Origin of the sequence: Bacillus glycinifermentans, assembly GCF_001042475.2 — a bacterium.
GTDB classification, from domain to species: domain Bacteria; phylum Bacillota; class Bacilli; order Bacillales; family Bacillaceae; genus Bacillus; species Bacillus glycinifermentans.
Window position 1 is genome coordinate 231,696 of record NZ_LECW02000012.1, and the last position, 13,718, is coordinate 245,413.

The window sequence follows — 13,718 nt, forward strand, 5'->3', positions numbered from 1 at the left end:
AAAGACACTCATAAATGGCTGAAAGAAAGAGAAAATAGACATGTCAAGCAGGTTTTTCGACGATTGCGCATGACTGCGCTATACTTGAGAATGGATGTTTTTTCATCTTAGATTTTTAAAAACAAGGATTGATTTTATATGGATTTACAGCTGCAAAACAAACTCGTTCTCGTTACAGGATCTACTGCAGGCATCGGAAAAGCTGCAGCTGAAGCCTTTTTGGCGGAGGGCGCCCGGGTGATCGTAAACGGGCGCACTGAGGAAAAGGTTCAGGCAGTCGCTGACGAGCTTTCCAAACGCGGAACCGTCTACGGAATCGCCGCGGATTTGTCAGATCCTGAACAAAGCAGGGCACTGATTGAAAAAACAGAGCAGATCGGTGAGCTTGATATCCTCGTCAACAATATGGGATTCTTTGAAGTGAAAGATTTTGCGGACGTCACGGATGAGGAATGGCTCAAGTACTTTGAGGTGAACGTGTTAAGCGCCATCCGCCTCTGCCGCGCCTTCCTGCCGAAAATGCTGAAGAAAAACGCCGGAAGGATTTTGAATCTGGCGAGTGAAGCCGGCATCAAGCCGCTTCCGCAAATGATTCCTTATTCCATGACAAAAACGTCGTTGATCAGCTTATCAAGAGGTCTGGCGGAAATGACGAAAGGAACGAATGTGACCGTAAATTCGGTTCTTCCGGGACCAACGTGGACCGAAGGCGTCGCCAATTATATGAAGGGGGCAGCCGCAGCGGAAAATACCGATTTAGACACATTTGTCAAAGATTACTTTAAAGTGAATGAGCCGACTTCTTTAATTCAGCGTTACGCAAAGCCGGAGGAAGTCGCCAGCACGATCGTTTATCTCGCTTCAGAAAAAGCGGCGGCGATCAACGGCTCGGCTCAACGGGTGGAAGGCGGCATTATCCGCTCCATTTAACAGAAATCCTCTGCTTATCAGCAGAGGATTTTTTGCTGAACTGCCAACGCCGGAGCGGTTGCTCACAGATTGCCTGTCAGTCTTTCCTGATGATCCGGCTCAATGCCGTCAAGGCGTTTCAGAAATGAAGCGCGCCAATTTTCCGACAGCTCTTCGACCTCAAGAAGCTTTTTAATGCCGTCGATATTATCCTTCTCATGATGCTTCATGCGATTTGCGTAAGAAATCGTCACGGCTTTCGGATGGCGCGAGATTCGTTTCAAGCCGTCCGTCTTGCACACATGCCCTTCTTTCAGTACGCGAAAATAAAAGCCCGTAAAGCCTGTATCTTGAACCTTCAGTAACATATCGGGCACACCGTATCTTACGGTTAATTTATAGCAGGGCTGCCGCGGCTGGCTGACCTGGACAATCGCTTCGCCGAGCTGAAAAACATCGCCGATATGAACATCGGTCTCCAACAGCCCCCTGATTGTTATATTTTCTCCAAGCGCACCAAATTCCAATTTTCTTTGCAGTTCGTTTTCCCAAAACGGATAATGTTCATACGGATAAACGCATACCGCTTTTTCCCTGCCTCCATGATGAACAAGATCAGCCTGCCCGTCTCCGTCGAAATTCGCCCATGACAGAAAAACCGGTTCTTCTGCAGGGGTCTTGAATATTCCGGTAGATACATCCCTGTGTTTAAACCGAATCTGCTTTGGTTTCCCAACATTGATCGAAAGGATGTCTGCACGTCCCATTAGAAATCACCTCTTGTATTCAACGTTTGCCTCTTGATATGTAAGTATAATCGCAGCCTTCTCATTAAACAATTTAAAAATGATAGGATTATCCTATGATTAATACCGATAAGACGATTTTTTAGGGAGGCAAGATGATTGGAGCTAAAACAATTGGAGTATTTCATGACCTTATGTCAGGAGCTTCATTTTACCCGCGCGGCCGAAAAGCTGGGCATCGCCCAGCCCTCGCTGAGCCAGCAAATCCGTTTGCTTGAGCACGAAATCGGAACGCCTTTGTTTGACCGCGTCGGAAAACGGACCGCCATGACAGACGCGGGGAACATACTGCTGGAGCATTGCTATCATATCTTTCATGAGCTGTCACAGGCGCGCGCGGCTATCAGCGAACTGCAAGGTTTAAAAAGGGGATCGTTAAAGATCGGTGCGCTTTTGACAGTTGTAAATTACTTGCTTCCTGACACTGTCATCGAATTTCACCGCAGCTATCCCAATATCGAATTATCGATTTTGGGCCTCAGAACCGGAGACATTTACGAGCGGCTGCTGCAAAATGAGCTCGATTTAGGCATTGTCGCCCAGCCGATGGAACACGATGATCTGGAAACGGTTCCTTTCTTAACTCAGCATCTCGCCCTCGCAGCGCCGATTGATCATCCGCTTGTAGAACAGCCATTTGTGACGCTTGACGTTTTAAAAGAAGTCCCGTCCATTTTATTGCCTGACACGTATGTTTTGCGGCAGCTGATCAACGACAAGTGCCGAACTCTGGGATTTGAGCCGCGGCCGGTCATGGAAATGACGACGATGGAATCGATCACGAACATGGTCGCTAAAGGGATCGGCGCCACCATTCTGCCAAAGGGCTACCTTGATTGTATCGGCGATCAGTCCATTCAGACGATCCCGATTCAAAGGCCTGATCTGACGACAGAGATTGCCGTCGTTTACCGTAAAAACAAGCATTTGTGCGCCGCAAGCCGGGTGTTTATGGAACGGTTAATATCCTCTGTAAAAAGCGAAAATTAAAATCCTCTGCCGGCAGCAGAGGATTTCTTCTGTTTATTTTTCATGTGAATCATAGCGCTTGCCGTTAATATACAGATTTGAAAAAACGGGGTCTTTCACATTTTTCAGCTCCATCGGTACGGCAACGCCATTAATCTCCGAATCGGTTACCTTCAGTCCCGTTACAGGCGAGTGATCATATGCCAACACCCTGATCCCGTATTGCCCGCCCGTGCTTTTCAGCCGATCGACTTCAATGTTGCGGACGACGGGCTTGAATTCTCCCGCATCCCCTTCTTCGTATTCCATATCAATGGCGATGACTTCCCGTTTCAGGCTTTTTACGACATTGTCGTAAAAATAAATATTCTCCAGCACGCCGCCCCGGACGGAATTGGTTTTAATGCGAAGGGCTCTGTCAAGGTTCGGGCTGTCCATGCGGTTGCCTTCTGCAAATACGTTGTTCACGCCTCCGGAAATTTCGCTGCCGACCGTGACGCCGCCGTGCCCGTCTTTCATGTCATTGTTTTCGATGACGATGTTTTCTGAAGGTACGTTGATCCTCCGGCCGTCGGCGTTTCTTCCCGATTTGACGGCAATGCAGTCATCACCATTGTCAAATTGACAATTTTTAATGATCACGTTTTTGCACGATTCGGGATCGACTCCGTCCGTATTCGGGCCGTGTCCGATCACCTTGACTCCGTCTATCGTCACAGACTCGCACAGCACCGGATGAATTTGCCACATCGGCGAATTCATCACGGTTACGCCTTGAATCAGGACTTTTTTGCAGCGGTACGGCTGGATGAAATTCGGGCGCAAATAATGGCCTTTTCCGAAGCGGCGCTCATCAACCGGGACATTTCGTTCCGCCATCTCAAAGAGCGCGTCACGGTCGTTTTCCTGCGACGGCTGGCCGTTTGTCCCCCGTTTCCACGGCCACCAGTGTGCGTCATCAGCCCGGCCGTCCAGCGTTCCGCCTCCGGTGATCGCAATATTCTCGGCTTCGTAAGCATAGATCAGCGGTGAGTAATTGTAGAGCTCAACACCTTCAAACCTCGTCAAGACAGCCGGCAGATAATCGTCGGGATTCCTGCTGAATGCGATGACCGCATCCTTTTTTACATGCAATTCCACATTGCTTTTGAGCTTTAGTGCCCCGGTCAGAAAGACGCCTTTCGGAACGGTCACCCTTCCGCCTCCGCTTCGGTGCGCTTCATCAATCGCCTGCTGAAAAGCGGACGTTGAATCCGCCTCTCCGTTTCCGTCGGCCCCGAACGCTGTGACATCAAACGAGCGGTCCGGGAAAACGGGAAGTGTAATACGATTTACAATGTCCTTTTTCTTTTCCTTCAGAGTCAACATGAACATCCCCCTTACAGTGTGACGCCTGTTTTAAAGATCGCAAGTTCTCTGAAACCGTTTTTTTCATTGCTGAGCTGTTTTCCGCTTGCCGCTTCGAGCAAGTACGCGATCAGCTCCCTCAGCATCTCTTCTTCAGAAAGGTCTTCGAGCACCCGGCCCGCATTAAAATCGATCCAGTGGGGCTTTGTCTCATATATATTCGTGTTCGTCGAGATTTTCATCGTCGGTACGAAGGTGCCAAAAGGCGTGCCCCGGCCCGTCGTAAACAGGACGATTTGGCATCCTGAAGCGGCAAGCGCCGATGAAGCGACAAGGTCGTTGCCTGGCGCGCTCAGCAAATTCAGCCCTTTTTTCCTTAAGAGTTCCCCATATTCAAGCACATCTGTTACCTTTGATGTTCCGGCTTTTTGCGTACAGCCGAGCGATTTATCCTCCAATGTGGTAATGCCGCCTGCTTTATTTCCGGGAGACGGATTTTCATACACCGGCTGCCGGTGATCAATGAAATATTGCTTGAAGTCGTTGATCAAGCGGACGATCTTATGAAAGACCTCTTCGTTTTCAGCCCGTTCCATCAAAAGCGTCTCCGCCCCGAACATTTCCGGAACCTCGGTCAAGACCGCCGTCCCGCCTTGTGCGATCAGAAAATCGGACAGACGCCCGAGCAGCGGATTCGCGGTAATGCCGGAAAAACCGTCAGAACCGCCGCATTTCAGCCCGATTTTTAGTTCTGAAAGCGGAACATCCTCACGGCGGTCGGATTTTGCATGTTCATATATGTCTTTCAACAGCTTCACACCTTCAGCGACTTCGTCTGCAACCTCCTGAGAAAGAAGAAATTTTACGCGGTCTTCATCATAGTCCCCGAGCGCTTCGCGAAATTCGTGAATGCCGTTGTTTTCACAGCCGAGGCCGAGCACAAGCACACCGCCCGCATTCGGATGCTTCACGGCATTGGAGAGAATCGTCCTCGTATTGATATGGTCATCGCCGAGCTGTGAACAGCCGTATTGATGCTTCAGCACGTGCACGCTTTCAAATGGCGCAATATCCCCGATCTCAGCTGTAAACTCCTTGATGATCAGCTCAGCGACTCCGTTTACGCAGCCGACCGTCGGCACGATCCAAAGTTCGTTTCTGATGCCCGTGCTGCCGTCTTTTCGTTTAAAGCCTTTAAAGGTGAGCGGCTCTTTTCTGTACGGATTTTCCGTAAACTTTGGCTGATAGCTGTACTCTTCGACACCGCCCAGATTTGTTTTCGTATTGTTTGTATGCACCCATTCACCCTTTTCGATCGGTTCTGTGGCATGCCCGATCGGAAAACCGTATTTGATGACGTTTTCATTTTCGGCAATGTCTGTCAAAGCAAATTTGTGCCCTTTAATAACCGGGCCTTTAATTTGGATCGTCTGATCTCCCGCGGTGATCGTTTCACCTGCCTGTAAATCCCTTAATGCGATGCCGACGTTATCTGACGGATTGATGATCAGGAAGTCTTTCATGATAGGACCCCCAGTTTTAGCCCTTGGCTGTTCATCAGTTTTTTGAGCGATTCGGCCGTGCCGTTCTGCTCGATGTCTTCTATATGCTGTGCCACCCTTGCCGCTAAGTCCGGCCATTCGTTCAAATCTTGCCCCCACAGCTTTTCAGATCCAAGGACGCGGCGCGCGATTTCTGCGGCGTCTGTTTCATCCGTCCAGATCATCTTCAGAAAAGACAGCGTCTCCGGATCATCTGCCAAAGGAATATCCGAATGGCCGCGCTTGCCTTTGTAAAAGCAAATCAGCGAGCTTAGAGCAAAGACGGTTCTTTCGGGAAGCTTGCCGTTTTTATTGAGATGCTCCATGATGACCGGCAAGTTTCTGACTTTGAATTTCGCGAACGAATTCAAGGAAATATCGAGCAATTGATGGCGGATAAACGGATTTCTGAACCTGTCAAGAATCTCTTCCATATAGGTCTGCAATTGGTTCTCAGGCAGATCAATCGTCGGGATCACCTCGTACTTGAGCAGATCTTTGACAAATTGTCCGACAAGCTCATCTGTGGCAGCTTCTTGTACGGTATCATGCCCCGTCAAATAAGCGACAGGCGTCATCGCCGTATGTGCGCCGTTTAAAATCCTTACCTTCCTCTCCCTGTACGGCCTCACATCATTGACAAACAGTACATTCAGCCCCGCCTTTTGAAATGGCAGCTCTTCTTGAAGCCAATCCGGCCCGTCGATGACAAACAAGTGGTACGGCTCTCCTGTCACGATCAAGGAATCGCGGTAGCCGGCAGCCTTCTCCAGCTCGAGGACTTTATCTTTCGGAAAGCCCGGCACAATTCTGTCGACCAGCGTATTGCAAAACACATTTGCATTCTCGAGCCAATCGATGAATCCTTTCTCAAGCTTCCACAAATCGGCATACTGCAAAACGATGTCTTTGAGCTTTTCCCCGTTGTCCTCAATCAGCTCGCAGGGCAGAATCACAACGCCCTTCTCTTCGCTTCCGTGAAAGGTTTGATATCTCCTGTATAACAGGGCTGTCAGCTTTCCCGGAAAGCTTTCCTGCGGCCTGTCGCTGAGCCGGTCCTTCTCTATGAACACGATCCCGGCTTCTGTCGTATTCGAAAAGATGAATCTCAGTTCCGGCTGATCGGCGACAGCCATAAATTCATCATATTGATCATAGCTGCTGATGCCTCTGCTGATCGACCCGATGACAACCGAGTCGCGGACCTCCCTTCCCTCTTGGAAGCCTTCAAGGTAAAGCGTATAAAGACCGTCCTGTTCATTAATGGCATGCACCACCGAACCGCGGCGCGGGGAAACGACGACGGCGCTGCCTTTAAAATCCGTCTCTTCATTCAATTTATGAATCTGCCAGTCTATGAAACCTCTCATAAAATTTCCTTCCCCGATCTGCAAAATCCGTTCGGGGTATGACGGCTTAGGCTTTATTTTTTTGGATAGCCGTTCCACTTTCATCCCTCCTCTTTCAATTGCACACGTTCACATTTTTATGCGCATCAATATGATGCTATAATCTCCGGACGGAATTCCGGATGATCAATTCCGTGCTGATCAGCGACTGTCTGCCTTTCGTCTCCGGATGTTCGATGAGCGACAACAGGCTTTCCGCTCCCAGCATGCTGATTTTTTCGGTCGGTTTTTTAACGGTTGTCAAAGATGGTGTCGTAAATGCGGAAAAACCGATATCATCAAAACCGATGATCGACATATCGTCGGGACACCGCTTTCCGTTTGCATAAAGCGCGTTCATGGCTCCAATCGCCATATCATCATTTGCACAAAACAAAGCAGTCGGAGGATTCTCCAGTGTCAGGAGCGTTTCAACCGCGCTATAGCCGCTTTTCATCGTATAGTCCCCACGAACGAGATATTCGTTGTGAATCGGCAGATCGTGCGTACGAAGCGCATGGAGAAAGCCTTCAAGTCTTTCATGCGAGGATTTAAAACCCTCTTTTCCCTGAACCATCGCAATGCGCTTATGGCCGTTTTCGATAAAATGGCAAGCCGCGAGATATGCCCCCTCATTTTCATTGGCCAAAATATTGATCACGGACTGCCCCTCAATTTTTCTGTTCAGAACGACAATTGGAATATTCTGATCTGACACATGATCAATAAACGCCTGATCCCGTTCGCTTTGGCTGATTAAGATGATCCCGTCATAGCGGTTGCGGTGAATGGATGACAAATCATGATAATCATCAATCCCCCTGACGAACATATTATAGTGCTCATCTATCACATTGTTGACGCCGCGCAGAACATCGGCAAAAAAGCTAGAGGATGTTCCGTCCGTCAGACTTGTTAAAAACAGGCCGACCGTAAACGTTTTTTGCGTCACAAGGCTTTTCGCGTTAAAATTCGGTTTATAATTCATTTCGGCTGCGATGTCGAGTATTTTCTGTTTCGTTTTTTCTTTAATCAGCGGACTGTTATTAAGCGCTCTGGATACTGTGGTGTGCGATACATTCGCCAGCCTGGCAATATCTTTAATCGTTACTGACATTTACTTCAACCTGCCTTTTTCCCTGCTGTTGATACCATCAGTTTATCATATTATGAGCGCTTATCAGAGGGAATTACCCTTATGATCTCGAGTTTAAGTCAGCTACCATTTCGGCATGCTTCTTGTCTGTCAGGCGGTATAAATAGCCGAGAACAAGCATGGCGAGAGACAACGCCACCGCCGGATACAAAAGCAGAATCGCTTTAATGCCGAGAAGCGTACCGGCTTTTTGGGCAACATTTGGGACATAGCCGACGATGCTGAGCCCGATCCCCGACAAGAAACCTGAAAGCGACTGGGCAAGCTTTCTTGAGAAATTGAACAATGAATAAACAGTGCCTTCTTTCCGCTCCCCTGTGCTCCATTCTCCATAATCGATCGCATCCGATACAAATGCCCAAGTGACCCCGTTCGGGATGCTGATTCCGATAAATGCGATGCTTGCGAGAATCGTAAATAAAAAGACATTGCTCGGCATGGTAAAGTTGATGATGTCGGCTACTACGGAAACCCCAAGACCGAGAATCGCGGTTTTCTTTTTGCCGAACATTTTGACAAGCTTCGGCAGCATAAGGACCCCCACAAAGGAAGAACCGATGATAATGAAGTTCATCGATGCCATCAGCTCGGCATTTCCGAGGTTATACTGGGCGAAATAAACCAGCATCGCAGATTTAAGGTTGTACGCGGAAATCGTGAAAACCGTCATCAATATAAGCGTCAGCAGCGGTTTATTTGTAAAAAACGTTCTTGAAATGGCCTTGATCGTCACTTTTTCCTCTTTATATTTTTGATCCTTGACGATAATCCGTTCCTTGCAGTTCCGGTAGCAGATGTAGAAAAACAGCACGCCGAGCATCGACATCAGCCCCATGACGACCGGATAGGCAATCACCGGATTGTCAAATCTGACGATCAACGGAATGACGACAATACTTGTTACGAATAGCGCGCCGAGCGAACCGGCCTGCCGGAAGGATGCTAGCGATGTTCTTTCAACCGCGTTTTGCGTCATAGCGGCGCCGAGCGAGCCGTACGGAATGTTGACGAATGAATAGCCGAGGCCCCAGATCATGTATGAGGCATACGCATATATTAATTTGCCTGTCGGCGAAAGGTTTGGCGAAATAAATGTCAGAACCGTCAATATGGCGAGCACGATGCTGCCGTACAATAAATACGGCCTGAATTTCCCTTTCGGTCCGATACGCTTCCTGTAATCGATCGATGTCCCGACAATCGGATCGACGACAGCGGCAAAAAGCTTGCTCACAAGAAAGATGCCTCCGGCCGCGGCCGCCGGAATCCCGGCAACATCGGTAAAAAATTTCAATAGATAAAGCTGTCCGAGGTCAAACATGAACCCATTCCCAAAATCTCCAAAACCATAAGAAATCTTTTCTTTTAAACTTAATTTCTCGTCAGTTGCGACGACCGTTTCAGTCTGTTTGTCTGTCGATATTTCCATGGGAAAGCAGCTCCTCTGCAATCATTTTTTAAGCTTTCAAGCGATCTTTCACCTCAAACTGAAAATATTGCTTTGCATTTTCATAGCTGATTCCTTTCACGATTCGTCCGAGCAGTTCGAGATCATCCGGCGCTTCGCCGTTTTCCGCCCATCCGCCGATCACATCGCAGAGCAGACGCCTGAAATATTCGTGCCTCGTGTAGGAAAGAAAACTTCGCGAATCCGTCAGCATGCCGATAAAACGGCTTAACAGCCCTATATTTGCGAGCGATTTCATTTGTTCATGCATGCCGTCTTTCGTATCGTTGAACCACCATGCCGTCCCGTGCTGTATTTTCCCCGGTACCCTTCCGTCCTGAAAGCTTCCTGCGAGGCTTGAAATCACGACATTGTCGCGTGGATTTAACGAATAAAGAATCGTTTTCGGGAGCGCGTCTATTCTGTCGAGAGAATCGAGAAACCGGCACAAAGGCTTTGCGATATCCTGATCATTGATGGCGTCATACCCCGTATCAGGCCCGAGCCGCGCGTACATTTTGCTGCTGTTGTTTCGCAAAGCGTTAATATGCAGCTGCATCGCCCAGCCTTTTTCCGCGTAACAAGCCCCGAGTACATGGAGGGTGAACGACTTGAATGCCGTTTCCTCTTCAGGCGTGACCGTTTCGCCGTTCATCGCTTTAGCAAAAATCGGCCGCACTTCTTTTTCGTCTGTATCCGTATATGTCATTTGGTTGATGGCATGGTCTGAGATCCGGCCTCCTGCTTCATGGAAAAACTCAATCCGATTTTTAAGCGCTTCCAAAAAATCGGCGTATCCGCTGATCGCAATGCCGCTTGCTTCTTCGAGCTTTTCCACCCAGCCTGTAAAGCCTTCCTGATTGATTTCCAGCGCTTTATCGGGCCTGAATCCAGGTAAAACGCTTACACGAAAGTCATCGTTCTTCAGCTTTAAATGGTATTCCAGGCTGTCAGTCGGATCATCTGTCGTCACGACGGTTTCAACGTTGGATTTTTCGATCAGGTCTCTTGCACCGAAGCCTGCTCCGTTTAGCTGTTCGTTTACATTGCTCCAAATCGCGGGTGCGCTCTTTTCGTCAAGCAGCTCATAAACGCCGAAAAACCTCCGCAGCTCCAAATGAGTCCAATGATAAAGCGGATTGCCGATCGTCATCGGCACGGTCTTGGCCCAGGCATTGAATTTTTCTTCATCAGACGCGTTCCCTGTAATGTACTCCTCGGCTATGCCGTTCGCCCGCATCGCCCTCCATTTGTAATGGTCGCCGTACAGCCACGCCTCGGTGATATTTTTGAAGGTTTTGTTTTCAAAGATCTCCTTCGGACTTAAGTGACAGTGGTAATCGATGATCGGCATTCCTTTGGCATACTCGTGATACAGCTTTGCCGCCGTATCGTTTGTTAAAAGAAAATCGTCGGCCAGAAACGCTTTCACTGTTCTTCACCTTCCTTTAATCGTTTTTTGTTAACGTTAACAAAATGATGCACCAAAAATGTGAACGTTAACATTCAATCTTATTTTATACCAGCCGCTTCTATTTTTCCATAATTTTCTCAGCGCATAAGAAAGAAGCTGCACGGTTAAAGCCGGCAGCCCCTTTCTTTTATTGCTTTTTCTTAAATTCCATCGTAATCTCGGTCCCGTGTCCCGTCCGGCTGTCGACTTCGATGCATCCGTCATGAAGATGGACGAGCTCGAGCGAAATCGCGAGGCCGAGTCCGCTTCCTTCTGTCGAATCTTTCGTATGCGTCCCCCTGTAATAGCGGTTGAATAATTTAGAGACGGTTTCAGAGTCCATGCCCCTGCCGTTGTCGGCAATTTTAAGAACGATGTGCTGTTTTGTTTCTTCAAGAATGACTTTGATCTCGGTGCCTTTTTCATTGTGTTTGACCGCATTGGCCAGCAGGTTTTCCAAAATCCTTCTGAACCAGCCTTTGTCAATCGAAAACTTGGTATCTTCTAATTGAGATTCAAAGGAGACCTGATAACCCTCTGAAAACGGGTAGCGCTTAAATTCTTCGACAACCTTTTTTAAAAACGGCACAAGCCTGACCGTTTCCCGCTTGATCGGGAGCGCGCCGTTTTTGAGCCTGTATGTTAAATTCAAATCTTCAATCAGCTGTGACATGTAATCCGACTTTTCTTTCATGACCTGGCCGATTTCGGAAATTTCTTCTTTTGACCATTCATAATTTGGGGATTCGAGCATCATGCTGTACCCATAGATCGTGCTGAGCGGCGTTTTTAAATCATGGGAAAGCCCGGCAATCCATTCCTCTCTTGTTGCCTGGATTTTTTTCCGGTCCTGCTCATCTTTCTTCAACGTTTCCGTCAGCTGCTCCATCGATTCGAATACTTCGTTAAACAAGCGGTACGGCTGCTTTCTTTTCCCTTTTTTATTGCGGCTTCTCGGCAGGCCTTTGCGGTTTTTCGGCTCTTCAAACCGCCCTTTTGAGAGGTTGACGACCCATTTAATTGAATGGATGATCGGCATGCCGAACCGGAAAGAGTACCACAGGGTCATGATCGTAATTGAAAAGAGCAGGATGCCGATCATCAGGACGATGATTTTTAAGGCAAGGCCGATTATCGACCGGTTAAACTCATGGTCCGGATTATAAATCGGATTCGGCGTGGCCGCGATCAGCCACTCCGTAGCGCTCAGACGCCTGTACGAAAATTCATGTTCGTAGTTCCACGGCTTTGATTGATACTTCAAAAGCTCTAATTCAGTGATACCTTTGCTGTAGTCGATATCCGAGAAAATCGATTGTAAAAGCTTCCCTTTTTCATTAAACAAATAAACGGACCCTTTGTTTTTCTTGATGAAATCGAGCGTGCTTTTTTTATAGGAGGAAAGGGATGAAGGATTTTTTTCCTCCTTCTCCAAATAGCTCAGAATCGTGTCGCTTTTCGACTCCCAGCCGAAGAGAATGACATAATCCTTCTCATTTAAATTGGCAGACCAAAAATTGACTTGGTACTTGTTGATCTTTTTTTGGGCAAAAGCCGTTACGAGGTCTTCCTTATGGTACTCCCTTTGGATCTCCCGGGGAAGATGGTAGGAATACACCGTCTTTTCTTTCTCATTTAGTATTTGCAGCCAGCCCCGCTGCTTATCGACAGCCGCTTTTAATGTGTCATCAATGTGCCAATTGTTATCGTAATCAATGGTGACCCAAGTTTCAAACGTGTCTGAAGTGGCTTTCGCCAAACCTGCATCTGCTTCGCTTTCGCTCAGGCGCAGCGCGAAAAAAATAAAGGACAGGGACAGGACGGCGATGACCAGCATTAATATCAGAAAAATCTGGCTGGTAAAATGCAGAACTAATTTTCCCCTGAGCCTCATCCTTCACTCTCTTTTCTTGACTGGTTCGGAATGAATTTGTACCCCAAGCCCCGTATCGTTACGATGTATTCGGGATTGCTCGGGTCTCTTTCGATTTTTTCCCTCAGCTTTCGGATATGGACCATGACGGTGTTGCTGTCGCCGTAAGACGGGACCCCCCACACCTTCTCATAGATCTGATCCTTTGAAAGCACCCTGTTCGGATGGTCGCAAAAGTATTGGAGGAGCTGAAGCAGCTGCGCCGAACAGCTGACAGCCTCGCCGTCGACAATCAGCTCAGCGAAATCCGGATGAAACGTGAAGCGTTCATATTCGTATGAAGACGTTGCCGCCGCGGCCGCGACTTCCTTTTGTATGTATGTCCGCTTTAAATGAGCTTTGATTCTCGCGATTAATTCGAGCGGATTAAACGGTTTCGTTATGTAGTCATCCGCCCCGTATGCAAAGCCCGACAGCTTATCAAGGTCCGACGTCTTCGCCGTGAGAAAAAAGATCGGGGCGTTTGTATGCCGCCGGAGCTCAGGTGATACATCAAATCCGGTCTGCCCCGGCATCATGACATCGAGAAGAATCAAATGTACAGTCTCTTTTTTGACGAGATCAAGGGCCTCTTCGGCGCTGTTTGCAGTCAGGACTTCTGTAAAGCCTTCTTTTGTAAGGACGCGCTTTACCATTTGGACAATGGCGTCCTCATCATCCACAATCAAAATCGTTGCATTCTCCACTTTCTTCTTTCCTTTCTGTCAGCATCATGTTTTATATCCTCATCTTAACATCTATCTTAGGTGTATCGGCTGCCGTTTTCGGA

Annotated in this window: 11 protein-coding genes; 2 read left to right on the forward strand and 9 right to left on the reverse strand. The window is 48.1% G+C overall.

Translation table 11 applies throughout. The annotated features are described in order from the left end of the window. The first annotated feature begins 138 nt into the window (after nt 1-138). Nucleotides 139-930: an SDR family NAD(P)-dependent oxidoreductase gene (locus tag AB447_RS09260; protein ID WP_057957530.1), complete on the forward strand. Its 792-nt coding sequence runs from the start codon at nt 139-141 to the stop codon at nt 928-930. 62 nt (nt 931-992) lie between these two features. On the opposite strand, the gene AB447_RS09265 is transcribed toward AB447_RS09260, so the two are convergent. Beyond that, nucleotides 993-1,676, reverse strand: a complete 684-nt coding sequence (locus AB447_RS09265; RefSeq protein ID WP_048353257.1) for an MOSC domain-containing protein — start codon at nt 1,674-1,676, stop codon at nt 993-995. A 138-nt stretch (nt 1,677-1,814) separates the two neighbouring features. On the opposite strand from AB447_RS09265, the gene AB447_RS09270 reads away from it, so the two are divergent. Next, the gene (locus AB447_RS09270; protein WP_048353258.1) at nt 1,815-2,705 is read left to right on the forward strand and encodes a LysR family transcriptional regulator; all 891 of its coding nucleotides are present in this window, start codon (nt 1,815-1,817) and stop codon (nt 2,703-2,705) included. Between the two features lie 33 nt (nt 2,706-2,738). On the opposite strand, the gene AB447_RS09275 is transcribed toward AB447_RS09270, so the two are convergent. From AB447_RS09275 to AB447_RS09310, 8 genes are all read right to left on the reverse strand, one after another. Continuing rightward, entirely contained in the window at nt 2,739-4,052 is a 1,314-nt protein-coding gene (locus AB447_RS09275) for a glycoside hydrolase family 28 protein (protein ID WP_411801423.1), read from the reverse strand. 11 nt (nt 4,053-4,063) lie between these two features. Next, nucleotides 4,064-5,554, reverse strand: a complete 1,491-nt coding sequence (locus AB447_RS09280) for a UxaA family hydrolase (RefSeq protein WP_048353259.1) — start codon at nt 5,552-5,554, stop codon at nt 4,064-4,066. Continuing rightward, the gene (locus AB447_RS09285; RefSeq protein WP_057957531.1) at nt 5,551-7,020 is read right to left on the reverse strand and encodes a tagaturonate reductase; all 1,470 of its coding nucleotides are present in this window, start codon (nt 7,018-7,020) and stop codon (nt 5,551-5,553) included. Before AB447_RS09285 ends, AB447_RS09280 begins: the two co-directional genes overlap by 4 nt. Nucleotides 7,021-7,078: 58 nt before the next feature. Further along, nucleotides 7,079-8,077: a LacI family DNA-binding transcriptional regulator gene (locus AB447_RS09290; RefSeq protein ID WP_048353260.1), complete on the reverse strand. Its 999-nt coding sequence runs from the start codon at nt 8,075-8,077 to the stop codon at nt 7,079-7,081. A gap of 79 nt (nt 8,078-8,156) precedes the next feature. Then, a complete protein-coding gene (locus tag AB447_RS09295) occupies nt 8,157-9,545 on the reverse strand; it encodes a glycoside-pentoside-hexuronide (GPH):cation symporter (RefSeq protein ID WP_057957532.1) in 1,389 nt (462 codons plus the stop codon). A 28-nt stretch (nt 9,546-9,573) separates the two neighbouring features. Further along, nucleotides 9,574-10,995, reverse strand: a complete 1,422-nt coding sequence (gene uxaC / locus AB447_RS09300; protein WP_048406922.1) for a glucuronate isomerase — start codon at nt 10,993-10,995, stop codon at nt 9,574-9,576. Between the two features lie 169 nt (nt 10,996-11,164). Beyond that, nucleotides 11,165-12,910 carry a sensor histidine kinase gene (locus tag AB447_RS09305; RefSeq protein WP_048353261.1) on the reverse strand — a complete coding sequence of 582 codons (1,746 nt, stop codon included), beginning with the start codon at nt 12,908-12,910 and terminating at the stop codon, nt 11,165-11,167. Then, nucleotides 12,907-13,635: a response regulator transcription factor gene (locus AB447_RS09310; RefSeq protein ID WP_048353262.1), complete on the reverse strand. Its 729-nt coding sequence runs from the start codon at nt 13,633-13,635 to the stop codon at nt 12,907-12,909. Before AB447_RS09310 ends, AB447_RS09305 begins: the two co-directional genes overlap by 4 nt. Nucleotides 13,636-13,718: the final 83 nt, after the last annotated feature.

What these genes read in the sequence shown, in the direction of transcription:
- AB447_RS09290 (WP_048353260.1), bottom strand. Translation starts at nt 8,077, where the DNA reads ATGTCAGTAACGATTAAAGATATTGCCAGGCTGGCGAATGTATCGCAC.
- AB447_RS09295 (WP_057957532.1), bottom strand. Translation starts at nt 9,545, where the DNA reads ATGGAAATATCGACAGACAAACAGACTGAAACGGTCGTCGCAACTGAC.
- AB447_RS09260 (WP_057957530.1), top strand. Translation starts at nt 139, where the DNA reads ATGGATTTACAGCTGCAAAACAAACTCGTTCTCGTTACAGGATCTACT.
- AB447_RS09305 (WP_048353261.1), bottom strand. Translation starts at nt 12,910, where the DNA reads ATGAGGCTCAGGGGAAAATTAGTTCTGCATTTTACCAGCCAGATTTTT.
- AB447_RS09280 (WP_048353259.1), bottom strand. Translation starts at nt 5,554, where the DNA reads ATGAAAGACTTCCTGATCATCAATCCGTCAGATAACGTCGGCATCGCA.
- AB447_RS09265 (WP_048353257.1), bottom strand. Translation starts at nt 1,676, where the DNA reads ATGGGACGTGCAGACATCCTTTCGATCAATGTTGGGAAACCAAAGCAG.
- AB447_RS09275 (WP_411801423.1), bottom strand. Translation starts at nt 4,052, where the DNA reads ATGTTGACTCTGAAGGAAAAGAAAAAGGACATTGTAAATCGTATTACA.